This is a genomic window from Alkaliphilus crotonatoxidans, assembly GCF_054658015.1.
Map to the genome: position 1 here is coordinate 738994 of NZ_BAAHXS010000006.1, position 18859 is coordinate 757852.

Consider the following 18859-nt stretch of genomic DNA (forward strand, 5'->3'; position numbering starts at 1 on the left):
AGGTGAAATAGATGTTTGGAAGAATAGGAGCTACAGAGCTGATTTTAATACTGGCCATTGCCCTTGTAATCTTTGGTCCGTCTAAGCTGCCCGATATTGGAAAATCCTTTGGTAGAGCCATAAGGGAGTTTAAGGATCATTCAGCCGGCCATAGCGAGGAAAATGGTTCTGAAAAGCAGGCCTAGCTGTAGATAGAAACAGATAAAAAAGAAAGCCTTCCAGCTGAGATCAAATCAGCCAGAAGGCTTTTTTATATTATGCTGTCTGAAGGCTTTGTTTTTTTACTCTTGATTTTTGTAGTAAGAAAATTGAGCCGAAGGCAATCAGACCGAAGGCATCAGTGTAAAATCCAGGGTTTAAAAGGGTAATGGCCGCCACAAATAAAATAATTGTCTCATATATCTTGTTTTTTGTAACCATGTAGTTAACAATCCCACAGGACAGACATACAATTCCTAAAATAGAGGAGAGAATAACAGGAATTGCGGTAAAGAAGGGTAGAAAAACGACAGTAGTGTCAACAACCTCCTTCACGAGTATTAATTCTGCGTTATAGGCAAAGATATAGGGCACCAGGAAGGCGGCTAGGGCCAGTTTTACAGCCTGGAATCCTGTCTTCATGGCATTTGCTCCTGCAATTCCGGCCCCTGCATAGGCCGCCAGGGCCACAGGAGGGGTAATATCGGCAATAACACCAAAGTATAAAATAAATAAATGGGCAGACATCAAATTGACATCCAACTGAATTAGAGCAGGTACAGCCATAGTTGCCAGCACGATATATTTTGCTGTGGTGGGTAGTCCCATTCCTAAAATAATTGAGGCAATCATTGTAAAGAATAATGTTAAAAATAACTGCCCCTGGGCTAAGGCCACAATCATTTCCGCAATCCTTAAACCCAAGCCTGTTAGCGTAACAACACCAACAATCATTCCAGCACAGGCACAGGCGCAAGCAACACCAACAGCCCCTTTGGCACCCTGCTGAAGAGCATCCAGGAAGTCTTTAAAGGTAAAGGTAAACTGTCCCTTTTTAAATCCTCGGTAGAGACTTTCCAATATGGCAATTCCTAAAGAAATAACAATGGAATAAAAGGATGCAAATAACGGTGTAAAGCCCCTTACCAAGAAAAACACGATGAAAATTAATGGCAAGAATAAATATCCCTGGGTCAACAACAATTTACCTGCCTTTGGTAGCTTTTCCTTGGGAATACCCTTTAGGCCCAGCTTTGAGGCTTCTAAATGTACTATTGCAGCAACGGCAAAATAATAGAGAAAGGCAGGGATGGCAGCAGCAGCAATAATCTTAAGGTAGGGAATTCCTGTGAATTCTGCCATGATAAAGGCGGCAGCACCCATTACCGGCGGCATAATCTGACCACCAGTTGACGAGGCAGCCTCAACCGCTCCGGCAAAGTGAGATTTATAGCCTACCTTTTTCATCAAGGGGATGGTAAAGGCACCGGTGGTAACGGTATTAGCAACAGAGCTTCCTGAAATAGAGCCCATAAAACCGCTGGCCAGTACGGCAGTCATGGCAGGTCCACTTTTTAGATGCCCTGTTAAACCAAAGGCCAGGTCGATAAAGAATTTTCCTACCCCGGTTTTATCTAAAAAGGCACCAAATAATATAAACATAAATACAAAAGTAGCCGAAACACCAATAGGAATCCCTAAAATTCCCTCGGTTGTTAAAAACATGTGACTGATAATTCGTTCTACAGAAAAGCCCCTATGGGCCAGCATGCCCGGCATATAGGGCCCAAATTTGGCATATAACAAAAAGATAATAGCCACAATAGGCAGTTCAGGCCCAACGACCCGACGTGTGATTTCAAGGGTAATTAATATGGCCAGGCTGCCTAGAATAATATCGATGGTATCTACGCTGCCGCCCTTTAAAGCAATGGCATTTACATTGATAAAAAGATAACCAAAGACGATAACCGAAAGCACTGCCAATACATAGTCGAAGATTGCAACCTTTTCCTTATTCCCCTTTTTAAAGGCCGGATACAGCAGAAAGCCCAGGGTAAAGGCAAATATCAAATGCAGAGAACGCTGACGAAGGGATAACAGTGTGCCCATTGCCGCCGTATATAGATGAAAACCTGACATAGCAATGGCGAGTATAGCTACAACTCTACCCATAAAGCCCTTGAGCTTTCTGGCACTGGCAGATTCCTTGTCGTATTCCTCCATCAGCTCATTTACATCAAGCATTTCATTTTCTAAGCTGCTGTCAATTTTGATATCCATGATAATACCTCCTCAAATAGAAATGCGAACATGATCCTCCTTTTTACTTCAATCCCCACCGCAGTACCCGGGGAGGAGAAGGATAAAAAGGGTATTTCCTTTTCGTTAATGATCATTGTATGATTTGCAATGATTGCACCTGTTCGATAGACTAAAGGACTTATCCTTTGATTGATGTTGTATATTCTAAAACCCTCCTTTGTTATTTCAAAATCATAGGGCGTCGTTTCGGGATTACCTGCACCATAGGATGAAAAAATGGTTTCACTTAAAAAAATCTCATTTTCCTTATTAATTATATATTTTTCATATACAGGTGTACGCATGACAGAGTGGATAAATCGAACCGTAAAGGTTGATTCCTTTATTAAGGGCCATCCCGCCAGGTATTGATTATTGCTGAAATTATAAGCACGAAGATATCTGATGGGTATCAACAAGATAATCATCAGAACAAGTATAATGGTAAGGATTAATTTTTTTCTTCTACTAAATTTCATTTAGTGAATAAGGTATTGGAGTCCTTCTCCAATACCTTAACCTCCTTAAAATGTTCTAATTTACACCCTTTTCATCATAATACTTTTTTGCGCCGTCATGGAGCTCTATGGGCATTCCCTGTAAAGCAGTGTCAAGGGTAATATCATTACCTCGACTGTGGGTGTCTATAATTGTTTGCCTGTTTTCAAAGATAGCCTTGGTTAGTTCATAGACCAAGTCTTCATCCAACTCTTCATTAACGATCAGCATAGCCATTACTGCAGCAGTTGTTACATCCTGCTCTTGATTACGATAGGTTTCAGCAGGAATGGTCACTTCCGCATAAAAAGGATACAGGCTAGATAATTGGTTAATCATGCTACTATCAATAGGTACAATGACCAAATCAGAGGTCTGGGCAACCTCGGTGATGGCAGATGTAGGAAGACCGGCTGTTACGAAGGCGGCATCCAGCTGCTTATTTTTAATTTGGTCGGCAGCTTCAGCAAAGGATAAAAAGTCTGCCTTTCCAAGGTCGCTATATTGTAAACCATGTACATCTAAAATTTGTCTGGCGTTGGCCTCGGTACCTGAACCAGGAGCGCCAACGGCGACTTTTTTCCCTTTTAAGTCTTCTACGGAATTAATGCCGGAATCCTTGGAGGCAACTATTTGGATTACTTCTGGGTATAGCATGGCCATTCCCTTAATGTTGCTTACCGTTTCTTTTCCTTCGTAAATTTCAGTTCCATTAAAGGCGTAATAGGCAGTATCATTTTGTACAAAGGCCAGCTCTGCTTCACCGCCAGCAACCAGTCCGATGTTTTCCACAGAAGCACCAGTTGCCTGGGCATTGGCCGAAACATCAGAGAGCTTTTCGTTATAAATTTTAGCTACTGCTCCCCCCAAGGGATAATAAGTACCGGAAGTACCGCCGGTGGCAATTGAGATAAAGGTTTTTGTACCCGAAGATGGGCTCGAACATCCCACAATAGCCACTGAAATTAAGGCTGTGACCAATAGAATTGCAAAAATTTTCTTTTTCATTTTTGTTCCCCCTTATATGATTTATCAAAAGTTATTTATTTAAATAAATAACTTGAAAACAAATCCAATTAATTATACATTGACTTTCCATAAAGACAGGCTTCATAATTATATTAAAATGAAATATAGTATAGTGCTACACATCACAACGAGCAAAAGAGCAAACTATTAAGAAAATATAATAAAACTATTGTACCACATAAAATTCAATAAATACAGAGCTAATTTTTTCTTGTCTATAAAAAAATTATAATGATTGTCTATTAAAAAACTACATAAAACTACAGAAAAAATTACAATTGACAGAAAATTTTATACTATTATATTTGCGGAATGTGATAAATATACAATTATATTTTATAAATATACAGATCTGTATTTTCTGATTTAGAGGAGTTTTAAGAACCTTTGTGGAATATTTTAAAACATAGTTAAATAACAGAAGAAGGGGGAAGGTACACATATGAATGCTGGAAGGATTGCAAGGGAAGAAATACGCAAGGGGCTTCACAGGGGCCCCACGGCGGGCCTGGCCCCAGGCTATACCCAGGGAAACCTGGTTATACTGCCTCAAAAATATGCATTTGACTTTTTCTTGTTTTGTCAAAGAAATCCAAAGCCCTGTCCCATATTAGATGTTCTGGAGCCAGGAAAAACAGCCCCGGTCTTAACGGCACCAACGGGTGATATACGCACTGATTTGCCCAAATATCGGGTCTATCGGGAAGGAATTTTGGCAGAAGAGGTAGAGGATATCAGCAGCTATTGGAATGATCAACTGGTTTCCTTTCTGATAGGCTGCAGCTTTACTTTTGAAAATGCCCTGATCAATGCAGGTATTGAGGTAAGACATATCAAAGAAAAACGTAATGTTCCCATGTACATCACTAATATTGAATGTAGGCCGGCAGGAATTTTTAGCGGCCCAATGGTGGTGAGCATGAGACCGATTGCCACAGATCAAGTTCAGCAGGCCATTGCTGTAACAGGTGAGTTTCCTAAGGTTCATGGGGCTCCTATCCATGTAGGCAGCCCGGAGCTGATTGGAATCAGAGATATCGATCAGCCTGATTTTGGTGACAAGGTTACCATTATGCCCGGGGAAGTACCTGTTTTTTGGGCCTGTGGTGTCACTCCTCAGGCTGCAGTAATGCGAAGCAAGCCTGAGTTGGTTATTACCCATTCCCCTGGTCATATGTTCATAACCGATATTAAGGATGAGGAGCTGAAAAGTCAGTGATGACAGCGTATTTTGACAGAATTCACAGAATTGTTGGAAGGGATGCAGGAAATCGAGGCCTGATGGGATGTCAAATTCCTATGGAGCTGGCAAATTCCATCGAGGCCCTGCAAACAGCTCAAAGAGTTATTATTGTAACTGGTTTTTGTATTAGAGCTACCATGACGGGAGAAACCGATGGGCCCATTGGAGCCGCCTCTTTGGCCCATGGCCTAAGGCAGTTAAAAAAAGAAGTCATCTTAATTACCGACCAGTATTCCGCTGATCTCCTTAGTGGCTGTTGTGAAGTATTAGGGCTGGAGGAAAGAATTGTATGCGTACCCTTTATAGGGGCTGAAGAATTTTGTAAAGACTTAATCCGTCAGGTGGCTCCTGACTTGGTTTTAGCCGTTGAAAGGCCTGGCAGAGCCAAGGATGGCAGATGCTACTCCATGAAGGGGGAAGACTTGAGTGATTTGATTCCCGACACAGATTCCCTTTTTACCGAGGCAAAAAAATTGGGTATTACCACAGTAGCCATCGGAGACGGAGGAAATGAAATGGGAATGGGAAAGCTATCAAAACAAATTGCCCAGCGGGTTTATTTAGGTGAAAAAATATGTGCTGCTACAAAGGCAGATTATCTGATTACTGCGGGAGTTTCCAACTGGGGTGCCCATGGCTTAGTGGCGGCTCTGTCTATTCAAACTGGAAGGACCTTGCTTCACGGAATACAAGAGGAGATTAAAATGCTTGAGGAAATAGTTGCCCGTGGCGGCGTTGATGGCTGCAGCAGGCTAAGGACCTGTACAGTGGATGGCCTCAGTTTGGAAGAGAATCTTCAGGTTTTAGAGGACCTTTTAAATTTAATAAAGGATGAAATACCGGAAAAATCAAAGGAGAGGATCAGTTGATGGTTTCAGTAGATTTAAATTGTGATTTGGGTGAAGCCTTTGGTGCCTATCAAATGGGAAATGATATGGTAATATTAGATTATGTCACATCTGTTAACATTGCCTGCGGCTTCCATGGGGGGGACCCGCTTGTGATGGATCGTACTGTCAAAGCCGCCCTTGAGAAGGGGGTAGCCCTGGGAGCTCATCCTGGTTTGCCTGACCTTTTGGGATTTGGCAGGCGATATATGAAGGTTTCTTTAGAGGAGGCCAGGGCTTATTTAATCTACCAAATTGGAGCACTGCAGGGCTTTATCAAGGCCCATGGTGGCAAACTGCAGCATGTTAAGCCCCACGGTGCCCTGTATAATATGGCAGCATCAGATGAAGATTTAGCAAAAGCCCTGGCTGAGGCAGTACGGGCTGTAGACGAAGAAATTATTTTTGTTGGGCTGGCAGGGTCCCAGATGATTAAGGCAGCAAAGGCAATCGGCCTGGTTACTGCTGAAGAAATATTTGCAGACCGTAATTACTTATCAAATGGATTGCTTGTACCAAGAGATCAGCCTAATGCTGTTATACACCATAAGAACCATTGTATTCAGCGGGTTGTAAAAATGGTAAAGGAAAAAACAGTGGCGGCAGTGGATGGTAAAGAAATATTGATTCAGGCCGATACCGTCTGTTTACATGGCGATCATCCTGAGGCCCTTGATTTTGCCAGGGCCCTGAAGGAGGCTTTGATAAAGGCGGGAATCAAACTGGTTCCTTTGAAGTACGGGATGGAGGTGGCATATGGATCGAATGGTGACTTATCGTCCGGCCGGTGATAATGGAATTATAATAGAGTTCGGGAAGGAAATTTCGCCTGAAATTAATGGTCGAATCCGAAATTTTCAATCGCTTTTGATGGCTGAAGGAGAATCCTTACCGGAAATTATCGAACAAATTCCGGCCTATACCACGCTACTAATTTTATATAATCCTTTAATTTGTTCCTACAATTCCCTGGAGGATAAGCTCAAGTCGTTAATGCTCAAGCTCAGGGAGGGGGAAATACCCGAAGCCAGGGTGCTTCATATTCCTGTTATTTATGGCAGGGAATATGGCCCTGATCTCTCCAATGTAGCAGAACACAATAAATTAACCACAGAAGAAGTTATTGAAATTCATAGCGGAAATAATTATCTGATTTATATGATTGGTTTTACCCCTGGCTTTCCCTATTTAGGAGGGATGTCTGAGAAAATTGCCACGCCTCGGCTTAAGGTGCCTAGACAGCGGATTCCTACCGGTTCCGTTGGAATTGCAGGGAACCAAACAGGAATTTATCCTATAGAAAGCCCAGGGGGCTGGCAGTTAATTGGCAGCACCCCCCTTAAGTTATTTGACTTGAATCGGCAGCCCGCTTCCCTATTAAGGGCCGGGGATTATATTCGTTTTGAAGCCATTGATGAAGGACGATACAATGAAATCAAATTACTGGTGGAAAATAATCAATATGAAGTTAAAACCACTATCTTAGGGGAGGGGAGGATCCGTGTCTAAAATAACCATATTAAAGCCCGGGCTTTTGACAACTATCCAGGACCAGGGCAGAATAGGCCACCAACAATATGGGGTACCCCAATCCGGCGCCATGGATTTATATTCCTTGGAGCTGGCAAATTTACTGGTGGGAAACCCCCGTTATGAAGCCGGCCTGGAGCTTACCCTGGTGGGACCTGCAATTTCCTTTCATGACAGGCGTATTTTTGCGATAACAGGGGCTGATTTAGACGCCAGGCTGAATGGAAGACCCCTAAGAAATTATCAGTCCTATATGGCCCAGGAAGGAGATGTGTTAGAATTTACCCATGCCCTTAGGGGCTGCCGTGGGTATTTAGCCATTCAAGGTGGATTTGCCATTGAAAGTGTTATGGGAAGTAAGTCCACCTATCTTAGGGGCGGCTTTGGAGGCTACAGGGGAAGGGCCTTGAGGTCAGGGGATGAAATTCCGTTGAATTCGGCTCAAAGTCAGGGTGAAGATTGGAAAAGAATGATTCCCCCCAGTCTCATACCTGATTATGGCAATAATGTAACCCTTCGTGTCATTCTGGGCCCTGAGGAGGAGGGTTTTACCGCGGCAGGAATCGAGACATTTCTTCGGGGGCAATATGAGGTAACATCACAATCTGACAGAATGGGTTATCGATTGATGGGGCCGAAAATTGAGCACAGCAATGGTGCCGATATCATTTCAGGAGGCATAAACATGGGAGCGATTCAGATACCTGGTGAAGGGAACCCCATCATTATGCTGGCTGACCGTCAAACCACCGGCGGTTACACTAAAATTGCCAATGTTATTTCGGTCGATCTTCCCTATTTGGCCCAATTAAAACCCGGTGACAAAATTTCCTTTAAAGCACTGACTGTGGAAGAAGCTCAAAAACTATTTAGAGAAAGGGAAAAGGGAATGCTGCAATTAATGGAAGCCTTCAGCAGGGGAAAGCATCGGATTATTCAAACAAGGGAAATGAGGATAACACTTAAGGATCAAAAATATCATGTTTTAATAGATGAAGTAACCTAAAAGGGATATATTGACCAGAAAAACTTTGATAAAAAAACCGGTAAACCTTGAATAGACAAAATCATTATCAGGGTTTACCGGTTTTTTTTGTCATAAGAATCTATTATCCTTCTACTCTGATTAAATTAGCAATTTCCTTTACCTGCGGTATGGTAACAACCTCCTGTAATGTCTTTTGTACATTAGATTCCCTGCTGGAATGGGTAATAAATACCAGAGAAACCTCTGGTTCTCCCAATCCCTTTTGGATGACTGTGGAAAGGCTGACCTGGTTTTGACCGAAAAGAGAGGCGATTTGACCTAATACACCCGGTATATCCTTTACGACAATCCGAATATAGTAATCACTGATGGTTTCATCCATTGATTTAAGCAAACCCTCAGAAGGGCAAGAAGTTAATCTTGGCCTTTGAAAATACTGACATGATAATTTTTTGATGATGGAAATTAGATCCCCCAACACAGCGCTGCCCGTGGGCAGGTCGCCGGCCCCCCGACCATAAAGCATCAGTTCTCCAACGGCATTGCCCTTTAAGTAAATAGCGTTAAAAGAATTGTTAACCGATGAAAGGGGATGATTTGACGGAATTAGTGTAGGGTGAACCCTTAGCTCCAGACCCTGCTCCTTGCGTTTTCCAATGGCCAGTAATTTAATTGTATAGCCCAGCTCCCGGGCATACTCAATATCAAGGGGAGTAATTTTCCGTATTCCCTCACGATGAATTCCATTAATAGGCAATGGGGTTTGAAAGGCCAGGGAAGATAAAATAGAGAGCTTATAGGCTGCATCAAAGCCGTCTACATCCGCCGTTGGATCTGCCTCAGCGTAGCCCTTTGACTGGGCCTCCTGAAGGGCAATTTGAAAATCATCTCCTTCAAGGGTCATTTTAGTTAAAATATAATTGGTGGTACCATTGACAATTCCTTTAATTTCATCAATTTCATTGGCGGTCAGGCTTTCCTTAATCGTTTCAATAATTGGAATTCCCCCCGCAACACTGCCTTCAAAATGAAGATAAACACCATTTACATCGGCCAGCTTAAGCAATTCGTCACCATAGTGGGCAATAACGGCTTTATTGGCAGTAACCACATGCTTTTGATTTTTCAGTACTTCTTCAATGTACTCTTTAGCAGGGTGAATACCTCCAATCAGTTCAATTACGATATCAATAGAAGGCTCCTCAGTTATATCCTTCAGGTCGCTGGTAATCAGCTCCTTCGGTACTTCAACAGACCTTATCTTAGCCATATCCCGTACCAGAATCCGTTGTACCTTCACCTGATGACCTGTTTCCTCCACGAATTTCTTTTGATTCATTTCAATGATCTTCCAGACACCCGAGGCGACATTCCCCAGGCCCATTAACCCAATACCAATAGTTTTCATCGGACTTCCTCCTTCTAAATTAATATATAGTCTATATTGTATACAATCCTCGTTAAAAAGACAAGTGTTTTTATATGATGTACAAATCCCTTTTATGGGTTTTTATTTTTTCCATTATTATTTTTCAGTTATAGAGCTATACTATAATGTAAATGCTAATTTTAAAAGGGATTTAAAATGGCATATTGGAAGGGTGAAATAAATTTTGAACTACAGCGCTATCATTCAAACCATTGTTTTATTGCTTTTATTAATTATTTCTGCTTTTTTTTCTGCTTCAGAAACCGCCCTAATGTCTATCAGTAAAATTAGAATCAGGCATCTGATGGAGGAAGAAGTGGAGGGGGCTTCTCTGGTATATCAATTGACTGAAAAGCCGGGAAGGCTTCTCAGTACCATTCTAGTAGCTAATAATGCAGTCAATATTGGTGCCTCAGCCCTGGCCACATCCCTTGCCTTAAACTTTTTTGGCAGTGGCGGAGTCGCCATTGCCACCGGAATCATGACGGTGCTGATTTTAGTTTTTGCCGAAATTACGCCTAAATCCCTGGCAGCAAAAAGGGCTGAACGAATGTCCTTTAGAATTATTAAACCCATGGCAGTTATTATTTCCCTGCTTAAGCCTATTGTAACGATATTTAACTATGTCAGCAACGGAATTATGGCTTTATTAGGGGTAAAGGGGGATCGAACAGCCCCCTTTATTACCGAGGAGGAATTAAAGACAATTGTCACTGTAAGCCATGAGGAAGGGGTCCTTGAGGTAGACGAAAAGCAGATGATTTATAATGTTTTTGAATTTGGTGATTTGCATATAAGCGATGTAATGGTACAGCGCACTGATTTGGTTGCCTTTCATATAGATACCCCTCTGGAGGAAATATTGGAGACGGTAAAAAAAGAGCAGTTTTCCAGATATCCTATTTATGAGAAGAGCATTGACGATATTATTGGCATTTTGAATGTTAAGGATTTAATTTTAGTTGAAGACCTTTCGAGTAACTTTAATATAAGGAATTATATGAGAAGGGCCAGCTTTACCTTTGAGTTTAAAAAGATCAGTACACTTTTTAAGGAGATGAAGAAAAATCGCACCCATATGTGCATTGTATTGGATGAATATGGAGGAACTTCGGGAATTGTCACGATAGAGGATTTGATAGAAGAGATCGTAGGGGAAATTCAGGACGAATATGATGAAAATGAAGTTGAGGTAAGGGCGATTAGTGAAAATGAATATTTAGTAGCAGGCAGTACGAAAATTACCCAGGTAATGGAGCTGTTGGATATATCGATCGAGTCTGATGACTTCGATTCCATTGGCGGATTTATGATTGGACAGTTGGAAAGATTTCCTAGACTGGGGGAGGTAGTGGAATACGAGGGGATCAGCTTCAAGGTGGAGGACATTGATAAAAATAGAATCAAAATGATCCGTATTTTAAAGAAGTGAGGCCTCCTTACAGCAAGGAAGTCTCACTTTTTAACTTCTTGTAAACTATGATTGACCAGAAATGGCCTGACAAATGGCCTGGGTCATTTCGGTGGTGGTGGCATTTCCCCCCAGATCCCTTGTAATGGCCTTGCCTGCCTCAATTACCTTGAATACACCCTGACGTATTTTATGGGCGGCCGTTGCTTCCTCCAGGTAGTCTAGCATCATGGCCGCCGATAAAATACAAGCGGTGGGATTAGCCAGATCTTTACCGGCAATATCTGGAGCGCTGCCATGGACAGCTTCAAATATGGCGATTTTTTCACCGATATTGGCTCCGGGAACAACCCCTAATCCCCCAACAAGTCCTGCCGCTAGATCTGAAATAATATCACCATAGAGATTAGGCAGCACCAAAACATCGTATCTTTCAGGATACATCACCAGCTGCATACACATATTGTCTACAATTACTTCTTCATATTGTATGGATGGATATTTTGCAGCAACCCTGCGAATACAATCAAGAAATAATCCGTCAGAAATTTTCATGATATTAGCCTTGTGTACGGCGGTAACCTTTTTACGGCCATGCTTAAGGGCATACTGGAAGGCGTATTCGCCAATTCGAGTAGAAGCATGTTCGGTAATGATTTTAATGGACTGGGCTACACCATCGGCGGCCATATATTCTATTCCGGCATAAAGATCCTCAGAGTTTTCTCTTATAATGACCAGGTCTACATTTTGAAAGGGAGAGGTAAGACCCGGAATACTTCTTACCGGCCGTACATTGGCATAGGTGTTGTACTGATGCCTAAGGGTAACATTAATACTTTTAAATCCTTTGCCGATGGGGGTAGTAATGGGGCCCTTAAGGACAATTCGATTTTGTTCAATGCTCTTAAGGAGTTGATCGGGTATAAACTTACCGCTCCTTTGATAAACCGTTTCGCCGGCATTTTGTTCTTCCCAGTCAATATTAATACCGGCGGCATTGATTACTTCCCTGACAGCCTGTATGACCTCCGGACCAATACCATCACCAGGAATCAATGTAATTTTACGCATTTTCGGCCACCTCCAAACTGGATTTGATGTAGTTTAAATAGCCTCCTGAGGTTAGTATGGTCACATCCCTGGGGGAACCAACAAATTTTACTAAAAAGGTATAGTTTTGACTGGTATTTTTCACTTTAATGGCTCCGCCTCCCTTAAGGGCAGAAAAAAGATTGACTATTTCCAGCTCATCTTCATCATTAATGGTGCTGTAATCTGATTGATCCATAAATTCCAGGGGAAGTATTCCACTGTTGATCAAATTGGCCTTGTGAATTCTGGCAAAGGACTTGGCGATAACGGCCTTAATGCCCAGATAGAGGGGCACCAGGGCGGCGTGCTCTCTGCTAGAGCCTTGGCCGTAGTTTTCTCCACCAATAATGATGCCGCCCCCATGGCTTTGGCATTTTTCCCAGAAGCCCTCATCAATTGTTTGAAAACAATATTTTGACAGGTAGGGAATATTGGAACGATAGGGAAGCAGTTTAGCATCCGAAGGCATAATATCATCGGTGGTAATATGGTCACCTGTCTTTAAAATGACCCTTGATTCGATTGTATCAGGTAGGCGGTCATTCACAGGGAAGGGCTTAATATTAGGGCCCATTTTAATTTCGTTGCTTTTTTCCTTTGGAAAAATAAAATAATGGCAGCCTTTAAAATACCTTACTGGATCCTGTATAGTAAGGGCTTCCCCCAGGGCTTCGGGATTTTCCAGGGTGCCGGTAATGGCAGAAACAGCAGCAGTTTCAGGGCTGACCAGATAAATTTCAGCACTTTTGGTACCGCTTCTTCCACAGAAATTTCGATTGAAGGTTCTGAGGGAAACCCCGTTATTTTTAGGTGATTGACCCATTCCAATACAGGGCCCGCAGGTACATTCCAAAATTCTAACACCTGCTGCAATCAGGTCTGCCAGAGCGCCATTATCAGCCAGCATTTTTAATATGCTGCTGGAGCCTGGTGAAATTCCTACGCTAACATCAGGATGAACCCTTTTACCCTTTAAAATGGCGGCGACCTTCATCAAATCCCGATAGGACGAGTTGGTACAGCTGCCGATTAACACCTGATCCACCTTCAAACCTTTGACATTTTCAACCATATCGACGTTATCGGGACTATGGGGCTTGGCAACTAACGGGGTAATTTCACCCAAATCAATGACCAAACCGCCATGGTAATCAGCATTTTTGTCAGCCGAGAGGGGAATCCAGTCGCCTTCTCTGCCCTGAGATTTTAAAAACTGGAGGGTAACTTCATCACTGGGAAAAAGTGAGGTAGTGGCCCCCAATTCGGCTCCCATATTGGCGATGGTAGCCCGATCGGTTACTGAAAGTGACTTCAGACCCGAGCCTGTATATTCAATTACGCTGCCAACTCCCCCCTTAACACTCAGCTTTTTTAATATATATAAAATAACATCCTTGGCAGAAACCCAAGGCTTTAGGCTGCCCTCCAGCTGAATATTGTATACTTTTGGTGCCTTTAAAAAATATTTTCCGCCAGCCATGGCAGCGGCCACATCCAGGCCTCCGGTACCAATAGACAGGGTTCCAAGGCCGCCGCAGGTGGGGGTGTGGCTATCAGAGCCAATAAGGGTTTTTCCTGGCTTGGCAAAGTTTTCTAAATGAAGCTGATGACATATACCATTTCCAGGTTTAGAAAAAATAATACCATATTTGGCAGCAGCACTTTTAATAAATTCATGATCATCAGCATTCTCAAATCCGGTTTGCAGGGTGTTATGATCAACATAGGCGGCAGAGAGTTCCGTTTGAATTTCATCAATTCCCATGGCTTCCAGCTGTAGATAGACCATGGTTCCGGTTGAATCCTGGGTTAGGGTTTGGTCGATCTTAATGCAGATTTCCTCTCCCGGCTCCAGGGTTCCTTCCAACAGGTGATCTTCAAGAATTTTATAGGTTAGACTCTTTTTCATTTTATTTCCTCCTATGCTTCTTTTTTAATTTTCATTTCGTTAATCGTATCCTGATAAAGATCTAAAAGCTCCATATCTGTTAAGGAACGCTTCACAGCCACCGATGTATTGCGTACCTTTTCCAGCAGGGCATAGGATATACTGCTGTCGATATGAATATGATAGGCTGCCAGTTTATTTTTGATCGCTGCCGTTCCCGAATGCTTTCCGATGATAATTTTTCGTTCCAGCCCAAGCTCATCGGGGTTAAAGATTTCATAGGTAAGGGGATTTTTAAGGGCACCGTCGGCATGGATTCCTGACTCATGGTAAAATATATTATCACCCACGACGGACTTCCATTTGGGGATGACTCGGTCAGAGGCTTTTGCAACATAGTGACATAAATCCTTCAATTTGCTGATGTCATAATTGGGCTTAGCTCCCATGGAGGTGTGAACTGCCATAATTACCTCTTCTAAAGAAGCATTTCCGGCCCGTTCTCCGATGCCATTAACGGTAACCCCCAGATATTTTGCCCCGGCCATGGCTCCTGCTATGGCATTGGCTGTGGCCATTCCCAAATCGTTGTGGGTATGCATTTCTATGTCAATATCAACTTGTTCCTTAATCATTTTAATTTTTTCAAAGGTTGATATCGGATTTAAGATTCCTACCGTATCGCAAAATCGAATACGATTGGCCCCGACTTCCTTGGCAGCCTTAATGAATTCAATAAGGTAAGCTTCATCACTCCGAGAGGCGTCCTCGGCATTGACGGATATATACAAGCCATTCTTTTTGGCATATTCCGCAGCATTCACCATTTGTTCAATTACCCTTTCACGGGTTGAATTCAGCTTGTGCTTAATGTGAATATCTGAGGTAGAAATAGAAATAGCTACTGCATCCACACCGCAATCAATGGATTCTTGAATATCCTGAATCACCGCCCGGTTCCAGCCCATAATGCTGGCCTTTAAATTGCTTTTGACAATTTTTTTGATTACATCCTTTTCATTTTCACCCATCACTGGAATACCTGCTTCAATTTGATCAACGCCAACAGCATCCAGCATTTTTGCAATAAATATCTTCTCTTCATTGGCAAAGACCACCCCAGCCGTTTGTTCACCGTCTCTCAAGGTAGTATCCAAAATCTTAATTTCTCTTTCCATTATACAACCTCCCTCATGACAATTAAAAATCGCTGTTTCATATTATTGTATATGCAAGAATTAATTTAGTCAACGTCATTTTGTTTAAAAATGAAATTTATATATATTAATATTGCAAAATATAATATAATAATTGGAGAAAATAAAGAAATATCGTTTTGCATTGAAGGAAACTGTAAGCTCATTTGCAAAACTCTGGTTGTTTTTAAAATTAATTCAAAATAATACCATTTATTCCGACATAAAAATTATAATTTAGATAAAAAAATTTTAAAAACACTATTTACAATCATAAAAAATTAATATATAATAATCTAGTGTCCGGGGGGCATAATAAAAAAAGAAATGCTGATGTAGCTCAGTAGGTAGAGCACTTCCTTGGTAAGGAAGAGGTTCGTGGGTTCAAGTCCCATCATCAGCTCCATAAAATTACTAGAAAAGCCTATTTCTTGCAGGTTGCAGGGGATGGGTTTTTATATTTTATTCAAAGAATTAAGTCTTCCCTTGAAAGATAAAAAAATGATCCTATTAAAATCTGTATACATTCTCTTTAATTTAGTTGTGATAGGCGAGAACTTCCCTAATAGAATAAAAAAAAATCACCCTCTATTGAGAGGGCTTAAAAGGGAATCCATTGATTAAATTAAGAGCCGTACGGGTAATAGAGGCCTAATTATTTTAATTTTGTTAAGGGCTTTATTGTAGGGCCTTCAACAATATCTCCATCACAGGTGAATCGAGATCCATGGCAGGGGCAGTCCCATGTAGTTTCAGCATCATTCCAGGCCAGCTCACATCCAAGGTGGGTACAGGTTGTATCAACTAAATGCAGCTCACCCTCTTGGTCACGATAGGCCCCGACCCGTTGACCCTCCCATTGAATGACCCTTCCTTCATTTTTCTTGATATCATCCACGAGGCTTCCTGGTACAATTTTTCCTGTTACAAAGTTAAGGGCTACATCGGCATTTTCAATCAAAAAGTTTTTGACTGAGGCCTTTGGGGTAAAGCGAGAGGGGTTATATACCTCAAGCCAAGGATTATCTCCCTGAGTGATTAAATCCTTTAGAAGTATAGCAGCCACTGTGCTGTTGGTCATTCCCCATTTACCAAAGCCTGTGGCGACATAGGTATTGGGGGTGGTGGCGGCTAATTTACCAACATAGGGTACATCGTCAAGGGTCATGCAATCCTGGGTAGACCAGCGATAAAGAACATTTTCCACCTGAAAGGTATCCTGGGCAAACTGTAATAGATTTTTATAATGCTTAAGGGTACTTTTTCCATGGCCGGTTTTATGGTGCTCTCCAGACACCAGGATTAACTGTTCTCCATGATGATGCTGGGAACGAAGGGATCGGCCGGGATCCTCTGCTGTAATATACATGCCTCCTGGAAAATCATCTTTAATTTTTACCCCTAAAACATAGGAGCGTTCAGGATATACCCGTGCAAAATACAGACCTGGCTTATCAAAAAATGGGTAGTGGGACGCCACAATTACTTTAGATGCCTTTACCTGGGGGCCCTTTTCAGTGTAAACTACAGTGGCATCCTTTTCTTGAATATCGACGGCCTTGGTGTTATGAAAAATATGGCTGCCATCCCCTGGAATCTGCTTTGCCAGGTGTAATAGGTATTTTCGAGGATGAAATTGAGCCTGTCGATCAAAGCGCAGAGCTGCCTTTACAGAAAAGGGGAGGGGAATCTCCTCTAAATAGCTTGCCTTAATCCCCAAACTTGAAGCAGTTTCTGCTTCATTATATATATTTCTAATATACTGGTTTGAATGGGTGTAGACATAGGCAGAGGTCCATTGAAAATCGCACCGAATCTGTTCTTTCTCTACTAGATCAGCAATAAATTGTATGGCAAATTCATTGGCTTCAGCATAAAGCCGAGCCTTTTCTTCTCCCATTTCGGTCTTGATCTTATCGTAAATTAACCCATGCTGTGATGTGATTTTGGCGGTAGTATGGCCTGTGGTGCCCTGTAAAATGCCATCCGCCTCAAGGATTGCTACCTTTAATCCCTCTTTTTTCAATAGGTAGCCTGCAGTAATACCCACCATTCCTCCGCCCACAATGGCCACATCAACATCAATATTTTCTGTCAGGGTAGGGTATTCAGGGGTTTCAGTTGAAGCCAACCAATAGGGGTTGGGTTTAATATTTTCAAGGCTTTTGGTCAAATCTTCCTTTGACATTTGAATCCTCCTGTCTTATTTGTTTTTAAATCCCGTTGAAATATCTTTATTTTGCCCTGACAAATTACATTTATTCCCGAGGTAAAATTGCAATGATTGTTTTATTTTAATTATTTCTTAAGGGTTTCTTTACAAAGGTATATTATAATGTATTGTAGAACGTATATTTGTGACAGGAGGAATTGTTGGTGAAAATTAGTAAACAACTAATCGTAACAGGCTTGGTCGTTTTCTTTTTGGTAACGATCCTGGCTGTTAGAGGTAATACTCAGGGCTTTTTAAGGGATTTAGAGCAAAATAATTTAGCAGATGAAGTTAATGCAGAAGATGATTTGGAAGAACCCATCGGGAATGAGAATGAACCCGTTGATGAGCCTATTCAGGAAAATGAAGCTGAAAATATAAAAGAGCCTGACCCGGAAGGGACTGAGAAAGACAATAAGTCAAGGCAGGATACCGTGATGACCGGCAAGACAGTATACTTAACCTTTGATGATGGGCCAACCGCCTTGACACCCCGTGTGTTAGAAATATTAAATCATTATGATATTAATGCCAGCTTCTTTGTCATTGGAAAAATGCTGGAACGGAATCCAGAAATTGCAATGGAAACCCTGGAGGCCGGGAATGCTGTTTTGCCCCATTCCTATTCCCATGATTATGCTATCTATTCCACCTTTGACAGCTTCTATGACGATTTTGACCGGGCCCGTAAGACCTATGAAGAGATATTGGGTAAACCTGCCCCTGTGCTGTTCCGTTTTCCTGGTGGATCTGGCAACCACAGCTCCTTTGAGTATGGTGGTGAAGCCTTCATGCCTGCCCTTACCGAAGATATTATAAATAAAGGCTATTACTATATTGACTGGAATGTAACGGCAGGGGATACAGGGCCTGATGCTTCTGATTCAGAAAAAATGTTAAGTAATGTTTTGGAGGGAATAAAGGGAAAGGATACTGCAGTAGTATTATTCCATGATGTGACCAAAAATGAATTGTTATTAGAAATTCTGCCAAAGATTATTGAAACCTTAATGGCAGAAGGCTATAATTTTAAAACCTTAGAAAATCCCTCTGATGAAGAACTGAGTCATTTAGAAGGATTAAGGCTCGTAAATCGAAAGATTATACGATGATTTGTCAATATGAGAGATTTGTCTAAAGGTATGTAGAGGATTTAACAATTCTTTGTAG

The 18859-nt window shown here is 41.8% G+C and carries 16 protein-coding genes and 1 tRNA gene; 9 read left to right on the top strand and 8 right to left on the bottom strand.

Annotation, left to right across the window (positions count from 1 at the left end):
- Window positions 1–11 precede the first annotated feature (11 nt).
- The gene (locus tag ACYQ1I_RS15490) at window positions 12–185 is read left to right on the top strand and encodes a twin-arginine translocase TatA/TatE family subunit (RefSeq protein WP_459766927.1); all 174 of its coding nucleotides are present in this window, start codon (window positions 12–14) and stop codon (window positions 183–185) included.
- Between the two features lie 70 nt (window positions 186–255).
- On the opposite strand, the gene ACYQ1I_RS15495 is transcribed toward ACYQ1I_RS15490, so the two are convergent.
- The 3 genes from ACYQ1I_RS15495 to ACYQ1I_RS15505 are packed head-to-tail and all read right to left on the bottom strand — an operon-like array spanning window position 256 to window position 3789.
- Window positions 256–2262, bottom strand: a complete 2007-nt coding sequence (locus ACYQ1I_RS15495; RefSeq protein ID WP_459766929.1) for a TRAP transporter permease — start codon at window positions 2260–2262, stop codon at window positions 256–258.
- Window positions 2235–2762 carry a DUF1850 domain-containing protein gene (locus ACYQ1I_RS15500; RefSeq protein ID WP_459766931.1) on the bottom strand — a complete coding sequence of 176 codons (528 nt, stop codon included), beginning with the start codon at window positions 2760–2762 and terminating at the stop codon, window positions 2235–2237. The genes ACYQ1I_RS15495 and ACYQ1I_RS15500 overlap by 28 nt, the downstream gene beginning before the upstream one ends.
- Window positions 2763–2817: 55 nt before the next feature.
- Entirely contained in the window at window positions 2818–3789 is a 972-nt protein-coding gene (locus ACYQ1I_RS15505) for a TAXI family TRAP transporter solute-binding subunit (protein WP_459766933.1), read from the bottom strand.
- Window positions 3790–4252: 463 nt separating this feature from the next.
- Here ACYQ1I_RS15505 and ACYQ1I_RS15510 point away from each other — a divergent pair, with 463 nt between their 5' ends.
- Genes ACYQ1I_RS15510 through ACYQ1I_RS15530 form a run of 5 tightly spaced genes read left to right on the top strand, consistent with a single transcriptional unit; the run spans window position 4253 to window position 8476 of the window.
- A complete protein-coding gene (locus tag ACYQ1I_RS15510) occupies window positions 4253–5029 on the top strand; it encodes a putative hydro-lyase (protein WP_459766935.1) in 777 nt (258 codons plus the stop codon).
- Window positions 5029–5922 carry a DUF4392 domain-containing protein gene (locus ACYQ1I_RS15515; RefSeq protein WP_459768187.1) on the top strand — a complete coding sequence of 298 codons (894 nt, stop codon included), beginning with the start codon at window positions 5029–5031 and terminating at the stop codon, window positions 5920–5922. The genes ACYQ1I_RS15510 and ACYQ1I_RS15515 overlap by 1 nt, the downstream gene beginning before the upstream one ends.
- A complete protein-coding gene (locus ACYQ1I_RS15520) occupies window positions 5922–6731 on the top strand; it encodes a LamB/YcsF family protein (protein ID WP_459768189.1) in 810 nt (269 codons plus the stop codon). The genes ACYQ1I_RS15515 and ACYQ1I_RS15520 overlap by 1 nt, the downstream gene beginning before the upstream one ends.
- A complete protein-coding gene (gene pxpB, locus ACYQ1I_RS15525) occupies window positions 6697–7449 on the top strand; it encodes a 5-oxoprolinase subunit PxpB (protein ID WP_459766937.1) in 753 nt (250 codons plus the stop codon). The genes ACYQ1I_RS15520 and pxpB overlap by 35 nt, the downstream gene beginning before the upstream one ends.
- Window positions 7442–8476, top strand: coding sequence for a 5-oxoprolinase subunit C family protein (locus tag ACYQ1I_RS15530; protein WP_459766939.1), 1035 nt, complete (start codon window positions 7442–7444; stop codon window positions 8474–8476). The genes pxpB and ACYQ1I_RS15530 overlap by 8 nt, the downstream gene beginning before the upstream one ends.
- A 103-nt stretch (window positions 8477–8579) precedes the next feature.
- Here the strand turns inward: ACYQ1I_RS15530 and ACYQ1I_RS15535 are convergent, their stop codons facing one another.
- On the bottom strand, window positions 8580–9866 hold the full coding sequence (locus ACYQ1I_RS15535; protein WP_459766941.1) for a homoserine dehydrogenase: 1287 nt from the start codon (window positions 9864–9866) through the stop codon (window positions 8580–8582).
- Between the two features lie 205 nt (window positions 9867–10071).
- On the opposite strand from ACYQ1I_RS15535, the gene ACYQ1I_RS15540 reads away from it, so the two are divergent.
- Window positions 10072–11319, top strand: a complete 1248-nt coding sequence (locus ACYQ1I_RS15540; RefSeq protein ID WP_459766943.1) for an HlyC/CorC family transporter — start codon at window positions 10072–10074, stop codon at window positions 11317–11319.
- A gap of 45 nt (window positions 11320–11364) precedes the next feature.
- On the opposite strand, the gene ACYQ1I_RS15545 is transcribed toward ACYQ1I_RS15540, so the two are convergent.
- The 3 genes from ACYQ1I_RS15545 to nifV are packed head-to-tail and all read right to left on the bottom strand — an operon-like array spanning window position 11365 to window position 15459.
- A complete protein-coding gene (locus ACYQ1I_RS15545) occupies window positions 11365–12372 on the bottom strand; it encodes an isocitrate/isopropylmalate dehydrogenase family protein (protein ID WP_459766944.1) in 1008 nt (335 codons plus the stop codon).
- Window positions 12365–14302 carry an aconitate hydratase gene (locus ACYQ1I_RS15550; protein WP_459766945.1) on the bottom strand — a complete coding sequence of 646 codons (1938 nt, stop codon included), beginning with the start codon at window positions 14300–14302 and terminating at the stop codon, window positions 12365–12367. The genes ACYQ1I_RS15545 and ACYQ1I_RS15550 overlap by 8 nt, the downstream gene beginning before the upstream one ends.
- Window positions 14303–14313: 11 nt before the next feature.
- Window positions 14314–15459, bottom strand: a complete 1146-nt coding sequence (nifV, locus tag ACYQ1I_RS15555; RefSeq protein WP_459766947.1) for a homocitrate synthase — start codon at window positions 15457–15459, stop codon at window positions 14314–14316.
- Between the two features lie 347 nt (window positions 15460–15806).
- Here nifV and ACYQ1I_RS15560 point away from each other — a divergent pair.
- Window positions 15807–15883, top strand: a tRNA-Thr gene (locus tag ACYQ1I_RS15560).
- A gap of 249 nt (window positions 15884–16132) precedes the next feature.
- Here ACYQ1I_RS15560 and ACYQ1I_RS15565 read toward each other — a convergent pair.
- Window positions 16133–17665 carry an FAD-dependent oxidoreductase gene (locus ACYQ1I_RS15565; RefSeq protein WP_459766949.1) on the bottom strand — a complete coding sequence of 511 codons (1533 nt, stop codon included), beginning with the start codon at window positions 17663–17665 and terminating at the stop codon, window positions 16133–16135.
- A 188-nt stretch (window positions 17666–17853) separates the two neighbouring features.
- Between ACYQ1I_RS15565 and ACYQ1I_RS15570 the strand changes: the two genes are divergently transcribed.
- Complete coding sequence (locus ACYQ1I_RS15570) at window positions 17854–18801, top strand: polysaccharide deacetylase family protein (RefSeq protein ID WP_459766951.1); 948 nt, start codon at window positions 17854–17856, stop codon at window positions 18799–18801.
- Window positions 18802–18859 lie beyond the last annotated feature (58 nt).

Bases quoted from the DNA above. Each gene is read 5' to 3' on its own strand.
- ACYQ1I_RS15490 (WP_459766927.1), top strand. From the start codon at position 12: ATGTTTGGAAGAATAGGAGCTACAGAGCTGATTTTAATACTGGCCATT.
- pxpB (WP_459766937.1), top strand. From the start codon at position 6,697: ATGGATCGAATGGTGACTTATCGTCCGGCCGGTGATAATGGAATTATA.
- ACYQ1I_RS15535 (WP_459766941.1), bottom strand. From the start codon at position 9,866: ATGAAAACTATTGGTATTGGGTTAATGGGCCTGGGGAATGTCGCCTCG.
- ACYQ1I_RS15505 (WP_459766933.1), bottom strand. From the start codon at position 3,789: ATGAAAAAGAAAATTTTTGCAATTCTATTGGTCACAGCCTTAATTTCA.
- ACYQ1I_RS15500 (WP_459766931.1), bottom strand. From the start codon at position 2,762: ATGAAATTTAGTAGAAGAAAAAAATTAATCCTTACCATTATACTTGTT.
- ACYQ1I_RS15510 (WP_459766935.1), top strand. From the start codon at position 4,253: ATGAATGCTGGAAGGATTGCAAGGGAAGAAATACGCAAGGGGCTTCAC.
- ACYQ1I_RS15495 (WP_459766929.1), bottom strand. From the start codon at position 2,262: ATGGATATCAAAATTGACAGCAGCTTAGAAAATGAAATGCTTGATGTA.
- ACYQ1I_RS15550 (WP_459766945.1), bottom strand. From the start codon at position 14,302: ATGAAAAAGAGTCTAACCTATAAAATTCTTGAAGATCACCTGTTGGAA.
- ACYQ1I_RS15545 (WP_459766944.1), bottom strand. From the start codon at position 12,372: ATGCGTAAAATTACATTGATTCCTGGTGATGGTATTGGTCCGGAGGTC.
- ACYQ1I_RS15565 (WP_459766949.1), bottom strand. From the start codon at position 17,665: ATGTCAAAGGAAGATTTGACCAAAAGCCTTGAAAATATTAAACCCAAC.
- ACYQ1I_RS15520 (WP_459768189.1), top strand. From the start codon at position 5,922: ATGGTTTCAGTAGATTTAAATTGTGATTTGGGTGAAGCCTTTGGTGCC.
- nifV (WP_459766947.1), bottom strand. From the start codon at position 15,459: ATGGAAAGAGAAATTAAGATTTTGGATACTACCTTGAGAGACGGTGAA.
- ACYQ1I_RS15515 (WP_459768187.1), top strand. From the start codon at position 5,029: ATGACAGCGTATTTTGACAGAATTCACAGAATTGTTGGAAGGGATGCA.